Source organism: Jatrophihabitans endophyticus (assembly GCF_900129455.1).
Classification (GTDB): domain Bacteria; phylum Actinomycetota; class Actinomycetes; order Mycobacteriales; family Jatrophihabitantaceae; genus Jatrophihabitans; species Jatrophihabitans endophyticus.
Window position 1 is genome coordinate 143,414 of sequence record NZ_FQVU01000004.1, and the last position, 26,347, is coordinate 169,760.

The window sequence follows — 26,347 nt, forward strand, 5'->3', positions numbered from 1 at the left end:
GGGGAACGGACTGAGTCTGCCGCCCGCGACTACGACGTGGGGGGATCCCCGGTCACGGTGGGCTTCGCGTCGCCGCTGGTGCCGTTCGGGTTGTTCCACGAGACGGCGACCGACCAGTCACCGCTGCTGGGGGCGGTGCCGCAGGTCAGCGTGATGTTCGGCGCGGGCGAGTCCGCGGGCGATCCGGTCGTCGTGCCGCAGGACGTGCCGTCCGGGGCGAGCAGCTCGTATCTCCAGCCGGTGCACCCGGCGAGCGAGCCGGTGGCGCCGACGGTCACGCCGTCGGCGATCGTCGCACCCCAGGTGGCGGTCACGTCGCTCGCCGCGACGGTGCACGGCTGGTAGCTCGGCGGCCCACCGCTCAGCGGGATCCTGTCGACCGAGTGCCCGCCGCCGTCGGTGGTGTTGCGGTAGGTCAGCGAGACGTACCAGCCGCTCTGGTCGCCGTAGGGCTGCACGCAGTCGCCGGCCGAGACGGTCGTCGGGTTCGGCTCGCTGTTCGACGTGCCGCAGACGCTGCCGTCGGGGGCGTGCAGCGTGAGCGCCCAGCCGGTGGTGAGCGCGTCGAGGTTGGCGCTGCCGGTGTAGTTCACGCGGGCGCTGGAGCCGGAGTCCGGCCAGGCGGCGGCGAAGTCGCCGGCGGCGAGGTCGAGCGACGCCGGCGCGCCGAGCGAGACGTCGACGGTCTTGAGTGGCGACGGAACGCCGCCGTAGAGCAGCGTCCCCCCGGACGTCTCGACGACACCGGCGGTGACGGTGCAGCTGCCGTAGTAGTTCTGCAGCTGCGACACACCCTTGACGGTGGCCGTGAGCGAGCCGCTGTCGAAGCTGCCGTCGGTCAGCCGCAGCGTGGCCTCGCCGCAGCGCAGCACGCTGCCGTCGGCCAGCGCGAACGTCTCGCCGTTCGTCGGGAACCCACCCAGCGTTACGGCAAGGGTGCAGGTGAGGTCGAGTGACGACGAGCGCGGGCACGACGCCGAGACCGACGGGGTCGGCCAGGTGGCGCGGGCGGTCACGCCGTCCGCGGTGACCGACACCGCGGCGGCCGGGTGCCCGGGCGGGCTCACCGTCGCCTTCGCGGTGTAGGTGACGCCGGGCTTCGCGTCGGCGAAGGTGTGGGTGAGCGTCGACGCCCGTCCGCTGACGACGGTGGTGTAGGTCTGGTCGCTCCCGCCGCCGCTCAGCGTGAAGGTGACCTTGGCGCCGACACCGCCGACGGCGGCGATCGGGTCGCTGCCCAGGCTCAGGCTCACCGTCGTCGAGCTGGTGGCGCCGACCGCGGCGTCGGCCGGCTTGCTGGCGGTGAGGCGCAGGTCGCCGGCGCGCGGCGGCGCCCAGCTGGTGACGCAGCCGGTGCTGGCCGAGGGGGTGCCGACGGTGCCGTCGGTGCCGATGCCCTCGACCTGGAAGCGCAGGCCGCGGCCGAGCAGCGCGCTGCCGCCGCGCAGGACCGCGGCGGGTTGCACCGTCGTGGTCGGGTCGGCCGGGGCGTCGATCGCCGCCGGGGCGGTCGAGAGCCCGAGGCCGTCGCAGAACTGCGGGACGACCCGCCACGACGCGCTCGGGACGCAGCCGGCCGACACCGTGCCGCAGGAACGCCAGCCGATGCTCCAGTTGCCGGAGCTGTCGGCCCGCGCGGTGACGGTGCGCGGTGCGGCCGGGCCCTCGGGACCGGTGGTGACGCGGATCGGGGCGGACGACGTCCCCTTGCCGTTGATGTAGGCCGTGACGGTCAGCTCGTACAGCGTCGAGGGGAACAGCCCGGCGAGGTTCACGCTCTGCTGGCCGTCCACCGTCACGCGCGACGGCGGTTGCGGCGCGCCGGCCCGCAGCGATCGCACGGTGACGACATACGTCCTCGGGACACAGTCGGTGCGGTCGGTGATGGGATACGTCCACGCCAGCGCGACCGAGCGGGAACCGGGGGTGGAGGTGGTGAAGGCCGGGATGTGCGGCTTCTGCGACGTCGTCGAGCAGTCGACGAGGTTGGTGACCGGCGCGACCGGCTTCGGCGCGGCGGTCGACCGGCCGGGCTGCGGTGTCGGCACGTCGTCGTTGCGGCTGCGGGTCAACGCCTCGGCGCCGCCCCCGCTGGAGATCGTCACCGCGGCGCTCTTGTCGATGCGCACCGGCCGCCGGCTGCCGTCGGTGAAGACGCCGACCGCGAGCTGGTGGTTGGGGGAGTTGACGATGACCCGCGGCCCGCGTGCCACGACGTACGCGTCGCCGAAGCCCGCGGCCTCGACGGCGCGACCGTCCTGGCGGGCGACGGGGTAGGAGGCCAGGCCGGGCAGGCGCTCGGCGCTCCCGTCGAGGCCGATGCGCCAGAGGCCGCCGGACGCGGCGCCGAGGGTGTACAGCGACCCGCCGCTGACGGCGGGCGTCACCAGCCGCGCGCCGGCCGGGACGTTGCCGAGCGGCGTCGGGCCGCGCAGGCCCGTGCCGTCCGGCGCGACCGAGACGACGCTCCATCCCCTGCTGCCGTGCAGCAGGAACGCGATGCGCGACGAGGCGTTGGTGGCCGCGAGCACGGTGTCGACGCCGGCCGGCGCCGCGTACCGGGCGGTGCGCTGCTGCCCGTCGCCCCAGAAGACGGTGATGTGGTCGCGGGCGGCGACGGCGACCGGGCTGTCGACGGTGCCGGTGGTCTTGACGTCGGTGGTGGCGTTCGCGACGCCGGTGAACTCGTCGAGCGAGGCGACCGCGGCCGGGCCGTCGACGGTCGCGGCCCGCTGCGAGCGCAGCCGCGCGCCGGTGGCGCTGTCCGCGGGCAGCGACAGGTGCCGCAACGTACGGGTCGAGCCGGTGCCGGCCAGCACCCACAGGTCGTTGCCGGCCGTGGCGGCCGTGCCCGGGGCGCTGCTGACCTGATCGGGCAGCGAGAGGAACGCGCGCGGTCGGGCGGTGGCGCCACTCGCCGCGCCCTGCACGGTCGTCGCGCCGACCAGGTAGACCGACGTTCCGGTCGGTCCCGTGCGCTGCACGTAGGCGAAGTCGCGGGCGGCGACGGCGCTCGCGCCCGTGGCGCCGGCGCGTCGCGGCAGCGGCACACCGCCGTCCTTCTTGAGCACGAAGCCGGTCGAGTCGACGATGTTGAACTCGCCGGTCTGCTTGTCCAGCAGCAGGGCGCCGTCGGCCATCGGCTCGACGGCGACGTCCTCGGCGCGCTGCGCGCCGACCTGCGCGCTGGCGTCCACCAGGCGCACGGTGGGCCGGCCCGAGGCGAGGTCCACCGACACCGGTGCGACCGCGTCGGCGAGCAGCACCGACCCGCCGAACAGGTCGAAGGAACGGGCGTCGTCGGGCTCGACGAGGTAGGAGACCGCGGCGACGCTGCCGCAGACGACGGCGAGGGCGGCCAGCAGGGCGACGGCCTGGCGTCGGGACGGGCGAGCGGCGAGCGACCCGTCGGTGCGCCGCGAGCCCGACCCGGGAGCGGTCGAGAACGCCGCGGCGTCGCGCCATCGCGCTCCCACCATCGAGCCTCCTCGCTCTCCCGTCACCGCCGTCACTGCACCTCGGGGCACCCGCCGTGCGGGCACTGCGGCGGCGGCCGCGACACGTCACCGGCATGACGTGGGGCCGCGGTTAAGAGAGTAGTCGAGGAAACGAAGATTTCACCTCACCCGTCCAAATCGGGACGAGATCGCGACCGCGCGCCCGCGGACGGGCTCCCGAACCACGCGGCGGACGTCGCCGCGCGCCCCCCGGGGCCCGCCGGTTCGCGTGCGGATCGCGGCCACCCCCCGGCCCTCGTGCCGCGGTGCGGGACTATTCTTCGGTGGACGTGCGCGACCGACGTGGTGGAGTGCGTCGAGCAGCGGCCGAGCGGTTGCACCGCGAGCGCACGACCGAGCACGAACCAGGCACCGAACCAGGCACGCAGCACAGCAAGGGGACCGTGTGACCACCACCGCCGAGCCGACCCCGGCCGGAGCCGACGCCATCGGCCCGACCCCGATCGTCGCCCGCCCGTTCCCTACCCGCGCCACGACGAAGGGCTCGGCGCTCAGCTACTACCTGCGCACGACCGACCCCAAGGTCATCGGGCGCATGTACCTCGTCACCTCGATCTTCTTCTTCGCCGTCGGCGGCGTGATGGCGCTGCTGATGCGCATCGAGCTGGCCCGGCCGGGCCGGCAGCTGCTGTCGCAGGAGCAGTACAACCAGCTGTTCACGATGCACGGCACGATCATGCTGCTGTTCTTCGCGACGCCGATCCTGTTCGCGTTCGCCAACCTGGTGCTGCCGCTGCAGATCGGTTCGCCCGACGTCGCCTTCCCGCGGCTCAACGCCTTCTCCTACTGGCTGTACCTGTTCGGCGCGATCACCGCGTCCGCGGGCTTCTTCACCCCGAACGGCGCCGCCGACTTCGGCTGGTACGCCTACTCGCCGCTGACGAACGCCGTGAACTCGCCCGGTGCCGGTGCCGACCTCTGGATCCTCGGTCTGGGCATCTCCGGCCTCGGCACCATCCTTGGCGGCGTCAACATGGTCACCACCGTGATCACGCTGCGGGCGCCCGGCATGACGATGTTCCGGATGCCCATCTTCACCTGGAACATCCTCGTCACGAGCCTGCTGATCCTGCTCGCGTTCCCGATCCTCACGGCCGCGCTGCTCGTCCTGTACGTGGACCGGCACATGGGCTCGCAGGTGTTCGAGGCGAACAACGGCGGTGCCATCCTGTGGCAGCATCTGTTCTGGTTCTTCGGCCACCCCGAGGTCTACATCATCGCGCTGCCGTTCTTCGGCATCATCACCGAGATCATCCCGGTCTTCAGCCGCAAGCCGCTGTTCGGCTACAAGGGCATGGTGCTGGCGACGCTGTCGATCGCCGCGCTCTCGCTGACGGTGTGGGCGCACCACATGTTCACCACCGGCGCGGTGCTGCTGCCGTTCTTCTCGGTCATGACGTTCCTGATCGCCGTCCCGACGGGCATCAAGTTCTTCAACTGGATCGGGTCCATGTGGCGCGGCGCGGTCACGTTCGAGTCGCCGATGCTCTTCTCCGTCGGCTTCCTCGTCACGTTCCTCTTCGGCGGCCTCACCGGGGTGCTGCTGGCCAGCCCGCCCATCGACTTCCATGTCGCCGACAGCTACTTCGTCATCGCCCACTTCCACTACGTGCTCTTCGGCACGATCGTGTTCGCGGTATACGCCGGGATCTACTTCTGGTTCCCGAAGTTCACCGGACGCTACCTGGACGAGCGGCTCGGCAAGTTCCACTTCTGGCTGACATTCGTGGGCTTCCACATGACGTTCCTCGTCCAGCACTGGCTAGGTGCCGAGGGCATGCCGCGCCGCTACGTGGACTACCTGCCCACCGACGGCTTCACCGGCCTGAACACGTTCTCCACGATCGGCTCGTTCGTGCTCGGTGCCTCGCTGCTGCCGTTCCTCTACAACGTCTACCGCTCCTACCGCTACGGCGAGATCACGACCGCCGACGACCCGTGGGGTCACGGCAACTCGCTGGAGTGGGCGACATCGAGCCCGCCGCCGCGGCACAACTTCACCTCCATCCCGCGCATCCGTTCCGAGCGGCCCGCCTTCGAGGCGCACTACCCGCACCTGCTCGAACGGCTGGAGGCCGAGGCACACGCGGGCGGACGCCGGCACAAGAACCCGCAGCCGGCGGTCGCCGACGGCCGTCAGGGCCAGAAGGACCCGACGCCGGGCGGCTGAGCCGCGCCGTCGGCTCGTGCCGACGGTCGTCGCCCTGGCGGAGACCGAACCTCGATGCAGCCCACCTCGGTGCTGGCGACCCTGACCGGACGTGACCGGCCGGGGGTGACGGCGTCTTTCTTCGCCGCGCTCGCCGCCCACGACGTCGACGTCAAGGACGTCGAGCAGGTCGTGATCCGCGAGCGGCTGGTGCTGGCCGTCCTGTTCGACCTGCGCGGCGACCCGGCCGCCCTGCGCAACTCGGTCACCAAGACCGCGCACGCGCTGGGCATGGAGTGCGAGGTCGCCGTCGCCGACGATCCCGCGCCGCGGCGACCGGCACGTTCGAGCCGCAGCCACGTCATCGTGCTCGGCCGGCCGTTGCGTCCGGGTGCGCTGAGCCACGTCGCCGGCTACATCGCCGAGGCGGGCGCGAACATCGAGTCGATGACGCAGCTGTCCACCGAGCCGGCGTCGAGCGTCGAGATGATCGTCGGGGCCGCCGACCCGACGCGGCTGCGCGCGGCCCTGGTGCGCGCCGCCGACGACACCGGGCTCGACATCGCCGTCGAGCCGGCCGGGTTGCGGCGCCGGGCCAAGCGGCTCGTCGTGCTCGACGTCGACTCCACGCTGATCCAGGACGAGGCGATCGACGTGCTCGCCGAGCGGGCCGGGGTCGGCGGCGAGGTCGCGGCCATCACCGAACGCGCGATGGCCGGCCAGCTCGACTTCGCCGAGTCGCTGCGCGCCCGGGTCGCGCTGCTGGCGGGACTCACCGTCGCCGACCTCGACGTGGTGCGCGACGGGCTCCGGCTGACGCCGGGGGCCAGGACGTTCGTCCGCACGCTGCGCCGCCTCGGTTTCCACGTGGGCGTGGTGAGCGGCGGTTTCACCTTCGTGACCGACCGGTTCGTCGCCGAGCTCGAGCTCGACTTCGCCGCGGCCAACCAGCTCGAGATCGTCGACGGCGTCGTCACCGGCCGGCTGGTCGGCGACATCGTCGACCGGCCGGGCAAGGCCGCCGCGCTCGCCCGCTTCGCCGAGCGCTACGGCGTGCCGTCGTCGCAGACGGTCGCGGTGGGCGACGGCGCGAACGACATCGACATGCTCGAGGCGGCCGGCCTGGGCGTCGCCTTCAACGCCAAGACCGCGCTGCGCCGGGCCGCCGACACGTCGGTGAACCTGCCCTACCTCGACACGATCCTGTTCGTCCTCGGCATCTCCGACTCCGACGTCGCCGAGGCCGCCGCCGACGATCCCGCCGCCGACGACCCCGCCGACGCCGCGACGGGCTGAGCGGCCGCGCGGCCGAGCAGCTGGTCGCGTCGTCGGTTCGCAGCCCCGCGGCGTGCCGGGCCGGCAGCGGCGTCAGCTCTGGTCGGGGCAGCTGCTCCACACGCTGATCGTGTCCTCCGCGGCCGACCAGGAGACCAGGCCCGGCCGGCTGACGTCGACGGCATCGCCGGTCCGCAGCTCGTGATCCTGGCCGTCGACGTGCACCACGAGTCGGCCCGACAGGACGTACAGGAACAGGTCGCGGCCCGCGACCTCGACCGGCGGGTCGCCGGTGTCGCCGGCGACGGACCTGATCACCGCGTTGCGCAGCTGCAGCAGCGGATGGCTCACCGTCGCCGCCCCGGCTCCGTCGGACGGCACCGCGCCCACGACCGCGTGGGGGCTGCCCTCGTCGGCCAGGACGGCCGGGATGCTCGCGCCGAGGGCCTCGGTCACGGCGGCCAGCACCTGCAGCGACGGCAGGTTGACGCCCTTCTCGACCGCCGACAGGTAGGACACCGAGATCCCCGCCCGGCCGGCCAGCGTCGCGAGGGTCAGACGCTGCCCCGTGCGCAGCGCCCGCAACCGGGCGCCGATGCGCAGCGCCAACGAGGCGTCGGCCCGCGTGTCGGTCACAGCAGCGCCGGCGTCACGACCCACAGGATCTGCGCCGGATGGTCGGACACCACGCGCAGCCGGTGATTCGGATGCGCCGAGTAGTGGATCATCTGCCCGGCCCCGAGCCGGTAGGTCGTCGTGTCGATCTGCAGCTCGATCGCGCCGGTCAGCATCACCAGGAACCGCTCGCCGAAGAAGCTGTAGGTCGTGTCCTCCGCCGCGGGCCCGATGTCCTCGATGAGGCCGGTGAAGTTGGGGGCGACCGAGCGGGCGGACAGGATCGTGTACGTCTCGTTGCTGCCCGCGGCGATGCGCAGGTGGTCCTCGCCGGCCGCCCGGTGCACGTGCACGTGGCCGCGGGTCGTCGTCGGGAAGAAGACCGACATGTCCGAACCGAGCACGGCCGCGATGGTGGCGAGCGAGCTGAGCGACGGGGACGTGGTCCCGCGCTCGACGCTGGACAGGTAGCCGTCGCTGAGCCCGGTGTGCCCGGCGAGCTCGGCCAGGGTCAGGCCCCGTGACTGGCGCAGCAGTCGCAGCTGCCGACCCGCCGTCTCGATGACCTCGTCGACCACCGGTGCCGTCCCCCTGCCTGCCCGGGCGCCTCGTCCCGCCGTCGCGCGACGCCGTGCGGACCTGGTCCGCACGTTACAAGTGCGTCAACTGGCCCGCGGACCGTTGACAGTGCGTGGCGCGCTACCTAATGTCCTGTCGCACTAGAGCTTATCTAGTCAGGCAGGAATTCCGGCCCTGCGAGCCGGATACTGCCGAGACCGTAGCGGCTCGCGAGCCCTGCGGCTACCGCCCCGGGGGGTCGCGTTGAGGTTCCGTTGGATGTCCGCGCTGTGCGTCACGGCGCTGTCGGCCACGTCGCTGGCCGCGTGCGGCGGCGGTGACGCGTCGTCGGCCGGGGGCGGCACGCTGATCGTCGAGACGTCGTTCAACCTGAAGACGAGCGACCCGGGCCGGATGTTCGAGCCGACCGGGCTGCTGGTCGACCGCGCCGCGTACGACACGCTGCTGACCTTCGCCAAGGGCGACATGACCAAGCCGGTGCCCGATCTCGCGACGTCCTTCACGGCGTCGCCCGACGCCACGACGTTCACCTTCACCCTGCGCGCCGGCGCGACCTTCGCCGACGGCACGCCCGTCACCGCCGCGGACGTCGTCTTCTCGCTGCGGCGGGTCGCCAACCTGAAGGGCAACCCGTCGTTCCTGATGGCCGGCATCACCGTCAGCGCGCCGAACGCGCGGACCGTGGTCCTGCGCTCGGCCACCCCGAACCCGGCCATCCCCTTCATCGTGCCCAACCCCGCGCTGGGCATCGTCAACTCCAAGGTCGTCAAGGCCGCCGGGGGCACCGACGCGGCCGGCGCCGACAAGGCCGACAAGGCCGAGTCGGCGTTGAACAAGGCGTCGGCCGGCTCGGGCCCGTACGTCATCTCGTCGTTCAACCCGGCCAGCAGCGTCTCGTTGAAGCGCAACCCGAAGTACTGGGGCGCGAAACCGAAGTACGACACGATCGTGGTGCGCAACGTGGCCGCCAACGTGCAGAAGCTCGACGTGGTCAAGGGCACGTCCCAGATCGCGGTCGACCTCTCACCCGCGCAGGCGCAGGGCCTCACCGGCGTGACGGTGCAGCGCGCCGCCTCGCCGAACGTCTTCTTCGTCTACACCAACTCCAGCGCGCAGGTGTCGAAGGCGACGAGCAACCCCGACTTCCAGGAGGCCGTGCGCTACGGCATCGACTACCAGGGGCTGCTGCAGCTGGCGGGCACGGGCTCGGTGCAGGCCGCCGGCGTCATCCCCAGCATGTTCCTGGGCTCGCTGCCGGCCTCGCAGGCGGTCAGGCGCGACGTCACCCGGGCCAAGGCCGCCCTCGCCCGGTCCGGGCTCGGCCGGCCGACGGTGACGATGTCCTACCCCAGCGACCTGCAGGTCAACGGTCTCAACTTCGGTGACCTCGCCGCCCGCGTGAAGCAGAACCTCGCCGACGTGGGCATCACCGTCGACCTCAAGCCCGCCCCCACCCAGACCGCGCTGGACACGTACCGCAACGGCAAGGACCAGATGGGTCTCTGGTACTGGGGTCCGGACTTCCCGGACCCGAGCGACTACCTGGCCTTCCTGCCGGGGGCGACGGTCGGCCTGCGCGCGAAGTGGGCCAAGGGCGCGGACGCCGCGCTCGAGGCGCTGGGAGCGAAGGCCCAGCAGACCACCGACAGCACGCAGCGCCGGGCGCTGTACACGCGGATCCAGACGACCCTGAACGACAAGAGCCCGTTCATGCCGCTCATCCAGCCCGCCCAGCTGCTCGTGAACGCGAAGTCCCTCACCGGCGTGCACAGCAACGCCCTCTGGCAACTGGACCTCAGTGACGTCCGCTGACGCACTCGTCCCGCCCGGCGAGGCCGGCCCCCACGACGGCCTCGCCCCCGGCAGGTCGCCGCGCCGGGAGGGGCGCGGCGACCTCGCCCGGTATCTGACGAAGCGGCTCGCGATCGGCGTGCTGCTCGTCCTCGGCACCACGCTGATCGCGTTCCTGCTCACCCAGCTCGTGCCCGGCGATCCGGCCGCGGCGAACCTCGGGCAGCAGGCCATCAACGATCCGGCCGCCGTCGCGGCGTTCCGCGAGCAGAACGGTCTCGACCGCTCGTTGCCGGCGCAGTACGGGATCTACCTGGGTCACCTGGTGCAGGGCGACCTCGGGACCTCGCAGCAGAGTCATCGCCCGGTGGCCACCGACCTGTCCGAATACGTGCCGGCCACGGCCGAGCTGGCGCTGTTCGCCATCGCCGTCAGCCTCGTCCTCGGTGTCGTCTTCGGCGTCGTCGCCGCGCTGACCCGCGACCGCTGGCCCGACCAGGTCCTGCGGGTCGTCAGCCTCGCCGGCGTCTCGACCCCGACGTTCTGGATCGCGCTCGTCGCCTTCTACGTGTTCTTCTTCAAACTGGGCTGGTCACCGGGCGGCGGCCGGCTCGACCCCGGGCAGCCGCCGCCGGCCCACGTCACCGGCATGTACACCCTCGATGCCCTGCTGCGCGGCGAGTGGAGCCTGTTCGGCTCCGCGCTCGGCCACCTCGTCCTGCCCGGTCTCGTCCTCGCCATCTACACCGTCGGCATGCTGCTGCGCTTCACCCGCGCATCCGTGCTCGAGGTCATGGGCAGCGACTACATCCGCGCCGCGCGCGCCAAGGGGCTGCCCGAGCGCGTGGTCGTCGTCCGCCACATCCTGCGACCCGCGCTCGTCGGGATCATCACGGTCGCGGGCGTCGCGTTCGGCAGCCTGCTGTCGGGGACCGTGCTGGTCGAGAACATCTTCGGCTGGCCGGGCATCGGCCAGTACGCGTTCCGCAGCGCCACCAACCTCGACCTGCCCGCGATCATGGGCGTCAGCATCGTGGTCGCCGTCGTCTACATCGTCATCAACATCGCCGTCGACGTGCTCTACGGCGTCATCGACCCGAGGATCCGGCTGTCGTGACCGCACTGGAGCAACTCGCGAGCCGCGCCGCCCGGCGCAGCGAACGCCGGCAGGCCCGCTCGCCCTGGCGACAGCCGCTGGCCGTCGTCGGCCTCGCCGTCGTCGTGCTCTGGGTCGTGGTCGCGATCTTCGCCCCGCTGGTCGCGCCCGCCGATCCGATCGCCCAGCGGGCCGCGCTGTTCGTGCCGCCCGGCGCTGCCCACTGGTTCGGCACCGACGAGCTCGGCCGCGACGTGCTGAGCCGGGTGGTGTTCGGCAGCCGCATCTCGCTGCCGCTCGCGGCGCTGCTCGTCCTCGCCTCGATGATCATCGGCGGGCTGCTCGGCGGGATCGGCGGGCTCGTCGGCGGCGCGGTCGACGCCGCCGTCATGCGCCTCGCCGACCTGGTCTTCGCCTTCCCCGGCATCATCCTTGCGATGGCGGTCACCGCCGCGCTCGGCCCGCAGCTGCGCAACGCGGTCATCGCGGTGGTGGTCGTCAGCTGGCCGGCGTACGCGCGGCTCGTGCGGGGGCTCGTCCTGTCGGCGCGCACGAGCCAGTACGTCATCAGCAGCCGACTGCTCGGGGCGTCCTCGATGCGCACGCTGCTCGTCGACATCCGACCCAACGTCGCCGGGCCGGTGCTGGTCATGGCCGCCCTCGACATGGGAAACGCGATCCTGTTGCTGTCGGGCCTGTCGTTCCTCGGGCTGGGCGCGCAGCCCCCGGCCGCCGAGTGGGGCGCCATGGTGGCCGCGGGCGCGGCGAACTTCGACAAGTGGTGGATCAGCCTGTTCCCCGGCCTCGCCATCCTGACCGTGGTGCTCGCCTTCAACTTCGTCGGCGACACGCTGCGCGACGCTCTCGACCCGCGCACCGCGCGTGCGCTGCGGACGTGACGCCGGTGACCAGCCTGCTCGAGGTCGAGGACCTCTCCGTCAGCCTGCCGACGAAGCGCGGCCACCGCACCGCCGTGGACTCGGTGTCCTTCGCCCTCGACCGCGGCGCGATCCTCGGCCTGGCCGGGGAGAGCGGCAGCGGCAAGACCATGACGGCGATGTCCGTGCTCGGCCTGCTGCCGCACGGCGCGCGCACGAGCGGCTCCGTCCGGCTCGACGGCACCGAGCTGCTCACGCTGTCGCAGCGGCGGCTGCGCGACGTGCGGGGCCGGCGCGTCGCGCTCATCTCGCAGGACCCCGCGACCAGCCTGCACCCGATGCTCACCGTCGGCACCCAGCTCACCGAGCACATGCGCCACCATCTCGGCCTCGACACGCAGCAGGCGCGGGAACGCGCGCTCGAGCTGCTCGCGACGGTGCGCATCCCCGATCCCCAGCGCGCGTTCGCCGCGCATCCGGGCGTGTTCTCCGGCGGCATGCGTCAGCGCATCGCCATCGCCTCGGCGCTCGCCTGCGAACCGGACGTGCTGCTCGCCGACGAGCCCACGACCGCGCTCGACGTGACCGTGCAGGCCGGCATCCTGCGCCTGCTGGACCGGTTGCGCCGCGAACGCGGTCTGGCGGTGCTCGTCATCACCCACGACCTCGGGGTGCTGTCGGCCATCGCCGACGAGGTCTGCGTCATGTACGGCGGACGCATCGTCGAGCGAGGCGGCCGCGCCGCCGTGCTGGGCGGACCGGGCCATCCGTACACGCGCGCGCTGCTCGACGCGCTGCCCCATCCCGGTGTCGTGGGAGCGGCGGGGCCGCCGGCGCTGCGCCCCATCCCCGGCAGCCCGCCCGCCCTCGGCGAGGTACCGGTCGCGTGCGCCTTCGAGCCGCGCTGCTCGCGGCGGGTCGCCTCCTGTTCCGAGCACCGTCCGGTGCTGGTGCGCACCGACGGTGCCACCGACCCGCACGAGGTCGCCTGCCTCGTCACGGCGCCGGCAGGTGGCCATGACTGACCTGCACCCCCACGACACCACCGCCCGGGACGATGCCGCGGTGACCGCCCCGGCGTTGCGGGCCGAGGGGCTCGCGGTCGAGTACGGGCCGCGCCGCCGGCGGGTGCGCGCCGTCGAGGCCGTCGACCTGCAGGTGGGCCCGGGCGAGGTCCTCGGGCTCGTCGGCGAGTCCGGTTGCGGCAAGTCCTCGCTGGGGCGCGCGTTGGTCGGGCTGGAGCCGGCCGCGACGGGCTCGGTGCACTTCCTCGGCCATCCCGTGAGTCCGATGACGCATCGACGGCGGCCCGCCGCGCTGCGGCCGCTGCAGATGGTGTTCCAGGATCCGTACGCCTCGCTCAACCCGCGCCGCCGGGTCGGCGACCTCATCGCCGACGGCGTTCGCCTGCGCGACGGCTCGCGCAGCGAGGCCGAGTGGCTGCCCGGCGAGCTGCTGACCCGCGTCGGGCTGGGTGCGGACGCGGTCGAGCGCTACCCCCACGAGTTCAGCGGCGGCCAGCGGCAGCGGATCGCGATCGCCCGCACGCTCGCGGCCCGGCCGCGCTGCATCGTCGCCGACGAGCCGATCAGCGCACTGGACGCGTCCGCGCAGGCGCAGGTGGCGAACCTGCTGCTGACGCTGGCCCGCGAGGACAGGATGGCGATGGTCTTCATCTCCCACGACCTGTCGGTGGTGCGCCAGATCGCCGACCGGGTCGCGGTCATGTACCTCGGCCGCATCGTCGAGACCGGCACGACGGCCGCGGTGTGGTCGCAGCCCGCCCACCCGTACACGGAGGCGCTGATCTCGGCGATCCCGCGCGCCGACGGAGCCGGCACCGTGCCGCTCGACCTGCCCGGCGACGTGCCCGACCCGGCTCGGCCGCCGCGGGGGTGCCGCTTCCACCCGCGCTGCCCGCTCGTGCAGGACCGGTGCGCCACCACGGTCCCGATGCTGGCCACCGTCCCCGCCACCGTCCCCGCCGACGCGCCCGCCGACGTCGCCGCGGACGTGCCTTCGGAGCACGCCGCCGCCTGTCTCGTCCGCGTCCCCACCCGCTCGTGATCGCCCGGAGGTCCACCGTGTGGCTGCGCGATGCCACCGTCGTCGAACGCGACGGTTCGGCCCGACCCGGCCGCTGGGTCGAGGTCGTCCCGACCGGTCGTCATCAGGAGGGGCACGATCGGCCGGCGGCCGACGCCCAGATCCTCGACGCGGCCGGCCTCGAGATCGTCGCGGCACCCCACGACGCCATCGCCGACGCCCTGCTCGCCGCGATCGTCGGCGGCGACGTCGCGGCCGCGGCCGCCCTCTACGCCGACGATCTCGTGGTCTGGCACAACCACGACGGGATCGACCGGGACAAGGCCGAGAGCCTGGAGCTGATCGCCGCGATGGCGCGGACCTACCGCGCGCTCGAGGCCACCGACGTGCGGCGCGACCACCTGGCCGACGGCTACGTGCAGCGGACCGTCTTCCGGGCCGTCGACGCCGCGGGCAACGACGAGATCGTGGACACGATGATGCGCGTCTGGGTGGCGGACGCACGCATCACCCGCATCGAGGAATACGCGGTCGGCGGCGCCGCCGCGGAGGGGGAGGGGCGAGATGGCGAACATCGGACGTGAGGAGCTGGCCGGAGCGCACGACGCGTCGGTGCCGAAGGCCTTTGCCGACCTGATGACGCAGGGCTGGCGCGAGCGGGACGTCGACACCACCCCGGTCCCGCACGCCACGCACCTCGCCCGGCGTCGCGCGCGGCTCTCGACCGCCTTTCCCGGCGAGACCCTGGTCGTGCCGACGGGCGCCGTCCGCTGGCGCACGTTCGGAGCGCCGTACCCGTTCCGGGCCGGCAGTGACCTCCTCTGGCTCACCGGCGACCACGATCCGGACTCGGTGCTCGTCCTGCACCCGACGGCCACCGGGCACGACGCCGTGCTCTACGTGCGGCCGCGGTCGGACCCGTCCTCGGGCCTGCAGTACCTCGATCGCGTCGACGGCGAGGTCTGGCACGGCCGACGCCTCTCGCCGGCGGAGAAGGAGCTGCGGCTGCAGGTGCCGACCGCGCCGCTCGCCGATCTCCCCGGGGCGATCGGTGCGGTCGTGGCGGCCCGGCGCGCGGTGCGCGTGCTGCGCGGTTACGACGCCGGCATCGACACCGCGCTGCTGCCGGTGACCCCGGACAACGCCGAGCGCGACGCGCTGCTGGCGAGCGTGCTCTCCGAGCTGCGCCTCGTGAAGGACGAGTGGGAGCTCGCGCAGCTGCAGGACGCGGTCGACGCCACCGTCCTGGGCTTCGAGGACGTCGCCCGTCGCCTGGCGCCGGACGTCCCCACGCCCGAGCGACTCGTCGACGGCGCCTTCGCGTGGCGGGCCCGCGTGAACGGCAACGCCGTCGGCTACAGCTCGGTCGTGGGCGGTGGCGAACGCACCGCGATCCTGCACTGGGCGCACAACGACGGCGTGGTGCGGCCCGGTCAGACCCTGCTGCTGGACATGGGCGTCGAGAACGACCACGGCTACACCGCCGACGTCACCCGCGTCCTGCCCGTCTCCGGCACATTCGGCACCGCGCAGCGCGACGTCTACGACATCGTGTACGCCTCACGCTGCGCCGGGCTCGCGGCCGTGGCGCCCGGGGTGGCGTTCCGCGAGGTCCAGCTGACCTGCATGCGCGTGCTCGCCGAGGGCCTGTCCGCACTCGGGATCCTGCCCGGCAGCGTCGACGAGGCGATGGACCCGGAGCGCACGACGTACCGCCGGTGGACGCTGCACGGTTTCGGTCACATGCTCGGGCTGGACGTGCACGACTGCGGGCACGCGCGACCCGAGGCCTACGGCGACGGGGTGCTCGCCGAGAACCACGTGCTCACCATGGAGCCGGGGCTCTACCTGCAGCCCCACGACGAGCTCGTCCCCGCGGAGCTGCGCGGCATCGGCGTGCGCATCGAGGACGACGTGCTGGTCACCGCGACCGGCAACCAGGTGCTGTCCGCGGCGTTGCCCACCCGGGCCGACGAGGTCGAGCGCTGGCTGGCCGACCAGCGGCAGGCAGGCCCGCGCGCGCCGTCGCGCGACGACGTCGTCGGGTGACGCGGGTCAGACCTTGCGCGGGCCGATGGCCGCGCCGACGCCGATGAGGACGAAGCCCACGACGGCGAGGTAGAAGCCGACGCGCGCGTCGGCCAGCCAGTCGACGTAGCTGCGGCTGTCGGTGACCTGGATGGCGAGGAAGCTCAGCCCGGCGGCGGCGAAGGCGGCCACGACGCCGACGACCCGCAGCGCCCGCAGCGCCGGGGACGGGAAGCTCGAGCCCACCGCCGCGACGACGGAGACGAGCAGGAACACCCACGCGAACCAGCCGAAGTAGGCCGACGCGAACCCGGTCGCGTCGCCGCGGCCGTCGAGCAGGTCGCCGACGTCGCCGAAGGACAGCGTGCCGTGCCGGTCGGTGCTGAACCAGTCGAGCGCGGTGAGGCAGACGATCAGCAGGATCGCGCCGAGCAGCGCGCACACCATGCCGCCGATGCCGAACTGCTCGTTGCCCTCGGTGCCGAAGGGATTGTTGGCGCCGTACGGTCCGCGCTGCTGCTGCGGCGGGCCCTGCGGGGGCACCTGACCGTAGGGGTCGCCCGCCCGTGGGTCGGGACGGAACTGCCGCGTCGGGTCGTGCTGCCGCGGATCGCCCTGTCCGTCGTTCCATTGGCTCATGGCACGGACCCTAGTGGTCACCGGCCGGCGAACCTACGAGCGCGACGCCCGCCTCGCGCAGTTCGGCCAGCGCCCGTTCGACGGTCGCGGGGGCGACCCCGGCGGTCAGATCGAGGCGGACGGTCGTCACGAACCCCGCGCGGGCGGCGTCCAACGCGGTGGCGCGCACGCAGTGGTCGGTGGCGATCCCGGTGATCTCGACCTGCTCGACGCCGCGCTCGCGCAGCCAGTCGGCGAGGCCGACCCCGTCGGCGTCGCCCTCGAAGCCGGAGTAGGCGGCGACGTACTCGCCCTTGTCGAACACGGCCTCGATGCGGCCGGTGTCGAGGTCGGGATGGAAGTCGACGCCGCCGGTGCCGACGACGCAGTGGCGCGGCCAGGTGTCGACGAAGTCGGGCTCGGCCGAGAAGTGGCCACCGGGGTCGATGTGGTGGTCGCGGGTGGCGACGGCGTGGTCGTACCCGCCCTCGGCGAGCCGGCTGCTGATGCGGCGCGCGACCTCCCCGCCGCCGGCGACGGCGAGCGACCCGCCCTCGCAGAAGTCCTGCTGCACGTCGACCACGATCACCGCGTTCGTCATGGCCCCAGGCTAACGGCGGCCCGTCGGGCTCAGTCGTGGGTGAAGCGGGTGGGGATCGCGGGCTCGCCCCGCGAGAGCTTGAGGCCGTCCCACGGCAGGGTCACGGTGGCCTCGCGCAGGTGCCGGCGCGCCTGTTCGAGCGTCGGCAGGCCGGCCACCCGTTCGCCGCCGCGGACGAGCGGCAGTTGCAGCGGCCGCTCGTCCTCGCCGGGCGTGACGTCGCGCTGCGCGACCACGATCTCCTCGACCGCCGTCCCGCTGGGCTTGTGCGAGCGCAGCGCCGTCTTGCGACCACCGTGGCTCTGCTTGTGCGCCGAGCGCTTCTCGACCGGCCGGCCGTCGACCTCGACGAGCTTGTAGACCATCCCCGCGGTCGGGGCGCCCGACCCGGTGACGACCGCCGTGCCCGCGCCGTACGAGTCGACCGGCGTGGCGCCGAGCGAGGCGATCGCGAACTCGTCGAGGTCGCCGCTCACCACGATCTTGGTGCCGGTCGCGCCGAGCCCGTCGAGCTGCTCGCGGGCGTGGCGCGCCATCACCCCGAGGTCGCCGGAGTCGATGCGGACCGCGCCGAGGCCGGGGCCCGCGACCTCGACCGCGTGCTCGATGCCGCGGGCGATGTCGTAGGTGTCGACGAGCAGCGTCGTCCCCGCGCCGAGCGCGTCGACCTGCGCGGCGAACGCGGCGCGCTCGTCGTCGTGCAGCAGCGTGAAGGCGTGGGCGGCGGTGCCCGCGGTGGGGACGCCGTAGCGGCGCGCGGCCTCGAGGTTGGACGTGGACGCGAACCCGGCGAGGTACGCGGCGCGGGCCGCGGCGACGGCGGCCTGCTCGTGCGTCCGGCGCGATCCCATCTCGATGATCGGACGCCCGGCGGCGGCGGTGACCATCCGGGCCGCCGCCGACGCGATCGCGCAGTCGTGGTTGAGGATCGACAGCGCGAGCGTCTCGAGCACGACGGCATCGGCGAACGTCCCGCTGACGGTGAGGACGGGGGAGTGCGGGAAGTAGAGCTCGCCTTCGGGGTAGCCGTCGACGTCGCCCTGGAAGCGGTAGCCGGCCAGGTGGTCGGCCGTCGCGTCGTCCACGGCGTCGATCTCGCGCAGCGTCGTGACGGTCTCGTCGTCGAAGCGGAAGTCGGCCAGCGCGTCGAGCAGCCGCCCGGTGCCGGCCACGACCCCGTAGCGGCGCCCCTCGGGCAGCCGGCGGGCGAACACCTCGAACACGCACTCACGGTGCGCGGTGCCGTCACGCAGGGCCGAGCCGAGCATGGTGAGCTCGTAGCGGTCGGTGAGCAGCGCCGTGGTCGGCAGGGTCATGGCCCGATCGTGTCAGACCGCGGGCGACGTCTGGTCGGGCGGCGTCACCCGCGCCGCGCGCCGAGCGTGCCGCCGAGCAGGATCAGCGCGAACCCCGCGAACACCGCCCAGAAGCCGAACGAGGCGTTGTGCACGACCGAGTGGGTCGACCCGCCGGCGACCCGCTGGGCGTCGAAGAGCTGGGCCAGCGCGTAGTACGTGGCGACGAGGCCGAGGACCGCGAGCAGGAACGCGGCCACGCGCAGGACGTCGGTGACGGGGGACGGGACGTTGGCGGCCAGCGCGACGACGCCCGCCGCCACGAACACCGTCCAGCCCAGCCAGTCGAAGTACGCTCCCGAGACCGCCGCGTGCAGGCTCGTCGCGTTGGCGTGCAGGTCGGTGAACGTGAAACCGGTGCCGGCGGAGTTCACGCCGCCGCCGTCGGCGGTGTACCACTGCAGCCCGCCGAGCGCGGCGAGCACGAGCGCGCCGCCGAGCAGCACCAGCACGACGTTGCGGCCACTGACACCGGGCCGCCCGCCGGTGGCCGCCGCGCCGTCGGGCGTGCTCTCCGCGGTGCTCACCGGACCGCCGCGCCCACGTCGCTCACAGGGGCACGGTAGCCGCATCCCCCGTGCCACCATGGAGCCCATGCCGGGAACGCTCACGCCGCAACGCGAGGAGGCGACGGCCGGCGACACCGTCGTCGACCCGGATCGGCCCTGGATCACGATCGTCTGGAACGACCCGGTCAACCTCATGTCCTACGTGACGCACGTCTTCATGACCGTCTTCGGCTACGCGAAGCCCAAGGCCGAGCAGCTCATGCTCGACGTCCACCAGAAGGGTCGCGCGGTGGTCTCGTCCGGCCCGCGCGAACGGATGGAGCTCGACGTCTCGACGCTGCACGGGTACGGCCTCTGGGCCACCCTCGAACAGCAGACGTGAGGATCCGGCGACGGCCGCTGCGGCTCGCGTTCACCGACGTGGAGGCCCAGCTGCTGACCGGCCTGCTGGACGACCTCGGGACGCTGCTCGCCGCCGAGGACGCCGACGACCCGGTGCAGCAGCGGCTCTTCCCGGCCGCCTACCCCGACGACGGCGACGCCGAGGCCGAGTACCGCGGCCTGACCGAGTCCTCGCTGCGCGACGAGCGGGTGGAGCGGATCGCTGCATGCGTCGCCGAACTGGCCCGGGACGCGACGGTGACGCTCGGCGGCGAGGACGTCTCGCGGCGGTGGCTGCAGGTGCTCAACGACCTCCGGCTCGCCCTCGGCACCCGCCTGGGGGTCACCGAGGAGCCGCCGGCGATCGACCCGACCGATCCCGAGGCGCAGCCCTGGCTGATCTACGACTGGCTGACCGGCGTCCAGGACGCCGTGGTCACCGCGCTCATGCGCTGACCGGGCCACAGCCCGGGCCGGTATTCTCGGGCGCGTGCTGCGCATCGACCGGGCGATCCACGACGAGATCGTCGCCCATGCCCGCCGGGACCACCCGGACGAGGCGTGCGGCGTGGTCGCCGGCGCCGAGGGCAGCGACGTCCCGACGCGGTTCGTGCCCATGCTCAACGCGGCCCGCTCGCCCACGTTCTACGAGTTCGACTCGACCGATCTGCTCCAGCTGTACAAGCAGATGGCGGCGAACGACGAGGAGCCCGTCGTCGTCTACCACTCGCACACCGCGACCGAGGCCTACCCGTCGCGCACCGACATCAGCTACGCGTCCGAGCCCAACGCGCATTACGTCCTCGTCTCGACCCGCGACGACGACGCCGCCGAGTTCCGCTCCTTCCGCATCGTCGACGGCGAGGTCACCGAGGAAGACGTGCAGCTCGTGGACGGCGCGGCGTGAGCGCGCTCATCGAACGGGCCCTGCTCACCCACACCGTCGTCGTCGTCGACTACGACTGTCACTGAGCCCGTCGGCCGATTTCGGCCCCGCGGCGCCGCGTCCTACCGTGGGACGAGAACGGCGGGCCGCAGCGTTACGTCCCGTAAGCACGCACCCGACCCAGGAGCACGACACCATGGCCATCGAGGTCAAGATCCCGACCATCCTGCGCACCTACACCGGCGGCCAGAAGGCCGTCGAGGGCAAGGGCGACAACCTCGCCGCCCTCATCGACGACCTCGACGCCCACCACGAGGGCATCAAGGGTCGGCTCATCACCGACGAGGGTGCGCTGCACAAGTTCGTCAACATCTACGTCAACGACGAGGACGTCCGCTTCACCGGTTCGCTCGACACCACGCTGAACGACGGCGACTCGGTGACGATCCTGCCGGCCGTCGCGGGCGGCAGCCGCTAACGACCCGGCGGAAGGCGAAACGCGCATGACGCGCTACGACTCGCTGATCGACGCGGTGGGCCAGACCCCGCTCGTCGGGCTGCCGCGGCTCTCGCCGCGGTGGGACGGTGAGCGCCCGGTACGGCTGTGGGCCAAACTCGAGGACCGCAACCCCACCGGCTCGATCAAGGACCGCGCCGCCCTGTCGATGATCCGCGCCGCCGAGGCCGACGGCCGGCTGACCCCCGGGTGCACGATCCTCGAGCCGACGTCGGGCAACACCGGCATCTCGCTGGCGATGGCCGCGAAGCTCGCCGGCTACGGCCTGGTGTGCGTGATGCCCGAGAACACCTCGGTGGAGCGGCGTCAGCTGCTCGAGATGTTCGGCGCGCGCATCATCTCCTCGCCCGCGGCCGGCGGCTCCAACCAGGCCGTCGCGACCGCCAAGGAGATCGCGAAGGAGTATCCCGACTGGGTCATGCTCTACCAGTACGGCAACCCCGCGAACGCGCAGGCGCACTACGAGGGCACCGGGCCGGAGCTGCTGCACGACCTGCCGACGATCACCCACTTCGTCGCGGGCCTCGGCACCACCGGCACGCTGATGGGGGCCGGGCGGTACCTGCGCGAGAAGGTGCCGGACGTCCAGATCGTGGCCGCCGAGCCCCGCTACGGCGAGCTCGTCTACGGGCTGCGCAACATCGACGAGGGGTTCGTCCCCGAGCTGTACGACGACTCGGTGCTGACCCGTCGGTTCTCCGTCACGTCCTACGACGCGCTGCGCCGCACCCGCGACCTCATCGACAGCGAGGGGATCTTCGCCGGCATCTCGACCGGTGCGATCCTGCACGCGGCCCTGTCGGTCGCCGAGAAGGTCGGCCCGGACGACTCGGCCGACATCGCCTTCGTGGTGTGCGACGGCGGGTGGAAGTACCTCTCGACCGGCGCCTACACCGGCACGCTGCAGCAGGCGGCCGAGCGGCTCGAGGGCCAGCTCTGGGCCTGAGCCGCCGGTCCGCGCGTCGTTCCGGCCGGACGCGTAACCCCGGCCATTCCCGCGCGATTACCGCACCGTGGACTCAGTGGGTCCTGACCACTGAGTCCCATGGTGCTGCGGCACGCCGTCTCACGCCCCCCGACGTCGGCGTGCCGCAGCCCGCCCGAGAGGTGCCGTGAGCGACTCCGTCGACGAGGACGTCCTCGCTGCCGCGCAGCGCGGCAGCGAGCATGCGTTCGCCCTCATCTGGCGCGAGCTGTCGCCGTCCCTGCTGGGGTACCTCGCCGCCCGTGGCGTGCCCGACCCCGAGGGGACCGCCAGCGACGTCTTCGTCACGCTGTTCCGACGTCTCGGGGAGCTCACCGGCGGGGTGGCGGGGCTGCGCACGTTCGTCTTCTCGGTCGCCCACGCGCGCGCCGTCGACGAGCACCGCCGCCGCTCGCGCCGACCCGCCGCCGTCGAGTTCGACCGCGACGAGCACGACGGGGTGGTCGGCGCGGCGGCCTCGGCGGAGGACGAGGCGCTGCACCGGAGCTCGACCGCGCGCGCGTTCGCGCTGCTGGGCCGGCTCGCGCCGGACCACCGCGAGGTGCTGGCGCTGCGGGTCGTCGGCGACCTCAGCCTGGAGCAGACCGCGGCCGTCATGGGGCGCTCGGTCGGGTCGATCAAGCAACTGCAGCGACGGGCACTGCAGGCGCTGCGCGCCGAGCTCGGTGACCAGCCGGCCGAGCGCGCCGGCGTAACCGCGCGAGGTGCCGGGGCGATGACGCAGTCGTGACCGGAGCGGGCTGGGACGACGACGAGGCGGTGCTGGCCGGGCATCGTTCGTCCGGCGTGGCCGACGACGAGCTCGCCGCCGTGCTCGGAGCGCTGCGGGACGCGGGCCGGCGCGCGGCCCCGGAGCCGTCCGCCGAGCTCGCCGCCGTGTTCGCCGGGGCGACCCCGATGCGTCGCAGCCGGCGCACCGCCCAGGTGGTGCTCGGCGCCGTCGTGGTCGGTGCCACCACCTTCGCCGCCACCGGGGTGGCGGCCGCCAACGACGCGCTGCCCGGGCCCGCGCAGCACCTCGTCACGGGCGTGGTCAACGGGATCACGCCCTTCCGTATCGCCGAGCCGGCCGCGCACAGCCCCGCGGCGCGCTCCGCGCCCCCCTCGGCGCAGGGTGGGGCCGCGGGAGTGGTCCACGCGCGCCCGACGTCGCGACCGGCCGCCGCGCCGTCGCCGCCGGCGTCCCCGGTGCCGACCGGCTCGTCGGTACCGGTGACGGCGCCGCGCGCGCGGCCCACGGCCGCTCACGGCACGCCCCGTCACGACCGCGACGACGACGCTCGCGGCCGCCGCAGCACGCCCGGCCAGCACCGCACCCACGGTCACGAGGGTGAGCACCGACGGACGCGGGCCGGGCACGAACGCCGCGGCGATGCCGGTACGCGGCACGCCGGCAAGGCCTCCCGCCGCGACGACCGCAACGCCAGCGGTCGGGGCGATCGGGGCGATGCGCACCGGCGCACGCAGCCACCGCGTCACAGCTCGCGCTGACCGCAGTCGCCGAGGGGTCGCGGTTGTCCACAGGCTGCGTTTGACGATTGTCGGGTGTCGATCCCGACAGTAGAATCGAACGCATGAGCAGCGTTGTCGACGACCTGGTGCCGGTCGATCTGGCGCGCTGCGACGACGACATGCTGTTGGAGTCGTGGCGGGAGCTGGAGTGCACGCGTAACCGGCTCGCGGCGGTGGAGCACCGGTTCGTGGCGGAGGTCGAGCGGCGGGGGTTGCCGTTCACGCACGGTGCGCGGAACACGGCGGCGTTCGTGCGGGCGTTGTTGCGGGTGCATCCGCGCGAGGCGGTGGCGCGGGTGGCTGCCGCGTCGGCGGCCGCGCCGATGACCACGTTGACCGGTGAGACGGTGCCGGCGCCGTTCCCGCGGGTCGCGGCCGCACAGGCGGCGGGCACGATCTCACCCCGGCACGCGGCGGTGGTCGTCGCCGCGGTGGAGCGGCTGCCCGACGTGGTGCAGGTCGAGCACGGCGCCCGCGTCGAGGCCGACCTCGTCGACTACGCAACCCAGTTCGATCCCCACCAACTCGGCACGCTGGCGCTGCGGGTGACGACGCTGCTCGATCAGGACGGCACCCTGGCCGACGTCGAGTACCGCGAGCGGCACCGGGACCTGACCATCCGGCAACGCCCCGACGGGTCCGCGTCGATCAGCGGGGAGGCGACCGCCGAGCTCGCCGAACGACTGCTCACCATCCTGGACGCGCTGGCCGCGCCCAAACCCGCCGAAGGCGGGGTGCGGGATCCGCGTACCGCGGGGCAGCGCCGCCACGACGGCCTGCTCGACGCGCTCGACCTCGTCCAGCGCGCCGAACTCCTGCCCACGGTCGCCGGGATCTCCACGACGGTCCTGCTCACCGCGTCGGCCGCCGACTGGCAGACCGGCGACGGCGTCACGACGACCGGGCACGGCGCGATCCTCCCCACCCGCGAGGCGATCCGCATCGCCGGCGGCGACGCCCGGACGATGAGCGTCGACCTCGATGGGCACGGCGCGGTCACCGGTCACACCGATGCGCGGAGGCTGTTCACCGAGACCCAGCGCCTCGCCCTGATCGCCCGCGACGGCGGCTGCACCTTCCCCGGCTGCGACACCCCACCGGCCTGGTGCCAAGCCCACCACGTGATCGACCACGCGAACGGCGGCCCGACGACCATCGCCAACGGCACCCTCGTCTGCGGCCATCACCACCGACACCACCAACGACAAGGCTGGCGATCGGTCATGCGGGACGGCCGCCCCGCCTGGCTCCCCCCGCCCTGGCTCGACCCCCACCAGCACCCCCGGCGGAACGCCCGCGTCCAGCCGCCGTGACGACCGCACGCGGCCGGTGCCGGCAGCGGCCGCGTCGCCTGCCGCATTCGACAGGTCGACCGCCGTATCGTGACGACCGTGCCCGACGTCGACGCTCCCATCGGGGTGATGGACTCCGGCGTCGGCGGGATGACCGTCGCCCGCGCCGTGCTCGACCAGCTCCCGCACGAGGCGTTGCACTACGTCGGCGACACCCGCAACAGCCCCTACGGTCCGAAGCCGATCGCGCAAGTGCGCGCTCATGCGCTCGGTGTCATGGACGACCTGGTCGCGTCGGGCGTCAAGGCGCTCGTCATCGCCTGCAACAGCGCGAGCTCGGCGTGCCTGGCCGACGCGCGGGAGCGCTACGACGTCCCGGTGATCGAGGTGATCCGCCCGGCGGTGCGCCGGGCGGTGGCCGCCACCCGCAACGGCCGGGTCGGTGTCATCGGCACCGTCGCGACGGTCACGAGCGGCGCCTACCAGGACGCGTTCGCCGCCGCCCGCGACGTCGAGGTCGTCACCGCGGCCTGTCCGCGCTTCGCCGAGTTCGTCGAGCGCGGGGTGACGAGCGGCCGGCAGCTGCTCGGGCTCGCCGAGTCCTACCTCTCGCCGCTGAACGCCGCCCACGTCGACACCCTGGTCCTCGGCTGCACGCACTACCCGCTGCTCACCGGGCTGCTGTCGGTCGTGATGGGCGACAGCGTCACCCTCGTCTCGAGCGCGGAGGAGACCGCCAAGGACGTCTACCGCGTCCTGACCTCGCTCGACCTGTTGCGTTCCGACGACGCCCCGCCGCCGCGCCACACGTTCCGGGCGACCGGCGCGAGCGAGCCCTTCGTGCGGCTGAGCGCCCGCTTCCTCGGGCCCGAGATCGCCGCCGCTCACGACGGCGCGGCGTGAGTAGGGTCACCGTCCAGGAGGCGATCAGATGAAGTTGACGGTGCTCGGCTGCTCCGGCAGCGTGCCCGGGCCGGACTCGCCGGCGTCCGGCTACCTCGTCGAAGCCGAGGGCTACCGGCTCCTGCTCGACCTCGGTCACGGCGCGTTCGGGGCGCTGCAGCGTTACGTAGACCCGGCCGACGTCGACGCCATCGTCATCTCGCACCTGCACGCCGACCACTGCATCGACCTCACCGCCTACGTGGTGGCGCTGCGCTACGGCGGTGACGGGTATGCGCTGCGCGGTCCGGAGCGGCGCATCCCGCTCGTCGGCGTGCCCGGCACCCGCGACCGGCTCGAGGCCGCGTACGACCCGCTCGCCCGCAAGCTCGGCCTGCAGGGGTTGTTCGCGTTCGGCAAGCCCGTCGAGAGCGAGCTCGGACCGTTCCGGATGTCCTACGCCCGGGTCAACCACCCGACGCCCACCAACGCGGTCCGCATCAGCTGGAACGACCGTTCGCTGGTCTACTCGGCCGACACCGGCGAGTCCGCCGACCTCGTCGAGCTCGCCGAGGGTGCGGACGTGTTCTTGTGCGAGGCCTCGGTCGGGCCGGACGAGGAGCTCGTCCCCGATCTGCACCTCACTGGGCGGATGGCCGGCGAGCACGCCGACAAGGCGGGTGTCGGCCGGTTGGTGATCACGCACGTCCCGCCGTGGAACTCCCCGCAGGTCGCGGCGGACGACGCGGCCGAGGCGTTCAGCGGTTCGGTCGAGCTCGCCCGTCCGGGTGCGGAGTTTCAGGTCTGACGTCCGGACCGGACTCCGCGGTCGAG

General features: G+C 73.2%; 26 protein-coding genes. 19 read left to right on the plus strand and 7 right to left on the minus strand.

Going from position 1 to position 26,347, the window contains the following annotated elements; translation table 11 throughout:
• Positions 1 to 29 precede the first annotated feature (29 nt).
• The gene (locus BUE29_RS15250; RefSeq protein ID WP_073391305.1) at positions 30 to 3,479 is read right to left on the minus strand and encodes a fibronectin type III domain-containing protein; all 3,450 of its coding nucleotides are present in this window, start codon (positions 3,477 to 3,479) and stop codon (positions 30 to 32) included.
• Positions 3,480 to 3,903: 424 nt separating this feature from the next.
• On the opposite strand from BUE29_RS15250, the gene ctaD reads away from it, so the two are divergent.
• Both ctaD and serB read left to right on the plus strand, forming a co-directional pair.
• The gene (gene ctaD, locus BUE29_RS15255; RefSeq protein WP_073391306.1) at positions 3,904 to 5,688 is read left to right on the plus strand and encodes an aa3-type cytochrome oxidase subunit I; all 1,785 of its coding nucleotides are present in this window, start codon (positions 3,904 to 3,906) and stop codon (positions 5,686 to 5,688) included.
• Positions 5,689 to 5,742: 54 nt separating this feature from the next.
• Complete coding sequence (gene serB / locus BUE29_RS15260; protein ID WP_073391307.1) at positions 5,743 to 6,963, plus strand: phosphoserine phosphatase SerB; 1,221 nt, start codon at positions 5,743 to 5,745, stop codon at positions 6,961 to 6,963.
• Positions 6,964 to 7,035: 72 nt separating this feature from the next.
• On the opposite strand, the gene BUE29_RS15265 is transcribed toward serB, so the two are convergent.
• Both BUE29_RS15265 and BUE29_RS15270 read right to left on the minus strand, forming a co-directional pair.
• Positions 7,036 to 7,578 (minus strand): helix-turn-helix domain-containing protein, encoded by a 543-nt coding sequence (locus BUE29_RS15265; RefSeq protein WP_073391308.1) that lies wholly within the window; start codon positions 7,576 to 7,578, stop codon positions 7,036 to 7,038.
• Positions 7,575 to 8,135, minus strand: a complete 561-nt coding sequence (locus BUE29_RS15270) for a helix-turn-helix domain-containing protein (protein WP_073391309.1) — start codon at positions 8,133 to 8,135, stop codon at positions 7,575 to 7,577. Before BUE29_RS15270 ends, BUE29_RS15265 begins: the two co-directional genes overlap by 4 nt.
• Before the next feature lie 259 nt (positions 8,136 to 8,394).
• Between BUE29_RS15270 and BUE29_RS15275 the strand changes: the two genes are divergently transcribed.
• From BUE29_RS15275 to BUE29_RS15305, 7 genes are read left to right on the plus strand one after another with little or no spacing between them, the layout of a single operon-like run.
• Positions 8,395 to 9,948: an ABC transporter substrate-binding protein gene (locus BUE29_RS15275; RefSeq protein ID WP_073391310.1), complete on the plus strand. Its 1,554-nt coding sequence runs from the start codon at positions 8,395 to 8,397 to the stop codon at positions 9,946 to 9,948.
• Positions 9,935 to 11,044, plus strand: a complete 1,110-nt coding sequence (locus tag BUE29_RS22085) for an ABC transporter permease (RefSeq protein WP_073391311.1) — start codon at positions 9,935 to 9,937, stop codon at positions 11,042 to 11,044. Before BUE29_RS15275 ends, BUE29_RS22085 begins: the two co-directional genes overlap by 14 nt.
• Positions 11,045 to 11,049: 5 nt before the next feature.
• A complete protein-coding gene (locus tag BUE29_RS22090) occupies positions 11,050 to 11,922 on the plus strand; it encodes an ABC transporter permease (RefSeq protein ID WP_073391552.1) in 873 nt (290 codons plus the stop codon).
• Positions 11,923 to 11,927: 5 nt separating this feature from the next.
• Positions 11,928 to 12,926, plus strand: a complete 999-nt coding sequence (locus tag BUE29_RS22095) for an ABC transporter ATP-binding protein (RefSeq protein ID WP_073391551.1) — start codon at positions 11,928 to 11,930, stop codon at positions 12,924 to 12,926.
• Positions 12,919 to 13,968: an oligopeptide/dipeptide ABC transporter ATP-binding protein gene (locus tag BUE29_RS15295; RefSeq protein ID WP_073391312.1), complete on the plus strand. Its 1,050-nt coding sequence runs from the start codon at positions 12,919 to 12,921 to the stop codon at positions 13,966 to 13,968. The genes BUE29_RS22095 and BUE29_RS15295 overlap by 8 nt, the downstream gene beginning before the upstream one ends.
• Positions 13,969 to 13,985: 17 nt before the next feature.
• A complete protein-coding gene (locus tag BUE29_RS15300; protein WP_159440881.1) occupies positions 13,986 to 14,531 on the plus strand; it encodes a DUF4440 domain-containing protein in 546 nt (181 codons plus the stop codon).
• Complete coding sequence (locus tag BUE29_RS15305) at positions 14,512 to 15,996, plus strand: aminopeptidase P family protein (protein WP_073391314.1); 1,485 nt, start codon at positions 14,512 to 14,514, stop codon at positions 15,994 to 15,996. The genes BUE29_RS15300 and BUE29_RS15305 overlap by 20 nt, the downstream gene beginning before the upstream one ends.
• Before the next feature lie 6 nt (positions 15,997 to 16,002).
• On the opposite strand, the gene BUE29_RS15310 is transcribed toward BUE29_RS15305, so the two are convergent.
• From BUE29_RS15310 to BUE29_RS15325, 4 genes are read right to left on the minus strand one after another with little or no spacing between them, the layout of a single operon-like run.
• Positions 16,003 to 16,614, minus strand: a complete 612-nt coding sequence (locus BUE29_RS15310; RefSeq protein ID WP_073391315.1) for a hypothetical protein — start codon at positions 16,612 to 16,614, stop codon at positions 16,003 to 16,005.
• Positions 16,615 to 16,624: 10 nt separating this feature from the next.
• Entirely contained in the window at positions 16,625 to 17,194 is a 570-nt protein-coding gene (locus tag BUE29_RS15315; RefSeq protein WP_073391316.1) for a nicotinamidase, read from the minus strand.
• Positions 17,195 to 17,223: 29 nt separating this feature from the next.
• Positions 17,224 to 18,510, minus strand: coding sequence for a nicotinate phosphoribosyltransferase (locus tag BUE29_RS15320; protein WP_073391317.1), 1,287 nt, complete (start codon positions 18,508 to 18,510; stop codon positions 17,224 to 17,226).
• 44 nt (positions 18,511 to 18,554) lie between these two features.
• The gene (locus tag BUE29_RS15325; protein ID WP_073391318.1) at positions 18,555 to 19,076 is read right to left on the minus strand and encodes a hypothetical protein; all 522 of its coding nucleotides are present in this window, start codon (positions 19,074 to 19,076) and stop codon (positions 18,555 to 18,557) included.
• A 67-nt stretch (positions 19,077 to 19,143) separates the two neighbouring features.
• On the opposite strand from BUE29_RS15325, the gene clpS reads away from it, so the two are divergent.
• The 10 genes from clpS to BUE29_RS15375 all read left to right on the plus strand — a co-directional run bounded on the left by clpS (position 19,144) and on the right by BUE29_RS15375 (position 26,321).
• Positions 19,144 to 19,440, plus strand: coding sequence for an ATP-dependent Clp protease adapter ClpS (clpS, locus tag BUE29_RS15330; protein ID WP_143168203.1), 297 nt, complete (start codon positions 19,144 to 19,146; stop codon positions 19,438 to 19,440).
• Complete coding sequence (locus BUE29_RS15335) at positions 19,437 to 19,895, plus strand: DUF2017 family protein (protein WP_159440882.1); 459 nt, start codon at positions 19,437 to 19,439, stop codon at positions 19,893 to 19,895. The genes clpS and BUE29_RS15335 overlap by 4 nt, the downstream gene beginning before the upstream one ends.
• A gap of 34 nt (positions 19,896 to 19,929) precedes the next feature.
• Positions 19,930 to 20,346 (plus strand): M67 family metallopeptidase, encoded by a 417-nt coding sequence (locus BUE29_RS15340; protein WP_073391320.1) that lies wholly within the window; start codon positions 19,930 to 19,932, stop codon positions 20,344 to 20,346.
• Positions 20,347 to 20,521: 175 nt separating this feature from the next.
• Positions 20,522 to 20,803, plus strand: a complete 282-nt coding sequence (locus tag BUE29_RS15345; RefSeq protein ID WP_073391321.1) for a MoaD family protein — start codon at positions 20,522 to 20,524, stop codon at positions 20,801 to 20,803.
• A gap of 25 nt (positions 20,804 to 20,828) precedes the next feature.
• Positions 20,829 to 21,788 carry a PLP-dependent cysteine synthase family protein gene (locus BUE29_RS15350; RefSeq protein WP_073391322.1) on the plus strand — a complete coding sequence of 320 codons (960 nt, stop codon included), beginning with the start codon at positions 20,829 to 20,831 and terminating at the stop codon, positions 21,786 to 21,788.
• A 166-nt stretch (positions 21,789 to 21,954) separates the two neighbouring features.
• Positions 21,955 to 22,557, plus strand: a complete 603-nt coding sequence (locus tag BUE29_RS15355) for an RNA polymerase sigma factor (RefSeq protein WP_073391323.1) — start codon at positions 21,955 to 21,957, stop codon at positions 22,555 to 22,557.
• The gene (locus tag BUE29_RS15360) at positions 22,554 to 23,318 is read left to right on the plus strand and encodes a hypothetical protein (RefSeq protein ID WP_073391324.1); all 765 of its coding nucleotides are present in this window, start codon (positions 22,554 to 22,556) and stop codon (positions 23,316 to 23,318) included. The genes BUE29_RS15355 and BUE29_RS15360 overlap by 4 nt, the downstream gene beginning before the upstream one ends.
• An 83-nt stretch (positions 23,319 to 23,401) precedes the next feature.
• Positions 23,402 to 24,652, plus strand: coding sequence for an HNH endonuclease signature motif containing protein (locus BUE29_RS15365; protein ID WP_073391325.1), 1,251 nt, complete (start codon positions 23,402 to 23,404; stop codon positions 24,650 to 24,652).
• A 108-nt stretch (positions 24,653 to 24,760) separates the two neighbouring features.
• Positions 24,761 to 25,534 carry a glutamate racemase gene (gene murI / locus BUE29_RS15370; protein ID WP_407657335.1) on the plus strand — a complete coding sequence of 258 codons (774 nt, stop codon included), beginning with the start codon at positions 24,761 to 24,763 and terminating at the stop codon, positions 25,532 to 25,534.
• Between the two features lie 28 nt (positions 25,535 to 25,562).
• Positions 25,563 to 26,321, plus strand: coding sequence for an MBL fold metallo-hydrolase (locus BUE29_RS15375; RefSeq protein ID WP_073391326.1), 759 nt, complete (start codon positions 25,563 to 25,565; stop codon positions 26,319 to 26,321).
• Positions 26,322 to 26,347 lie beyond the last annotated feature (26 nt).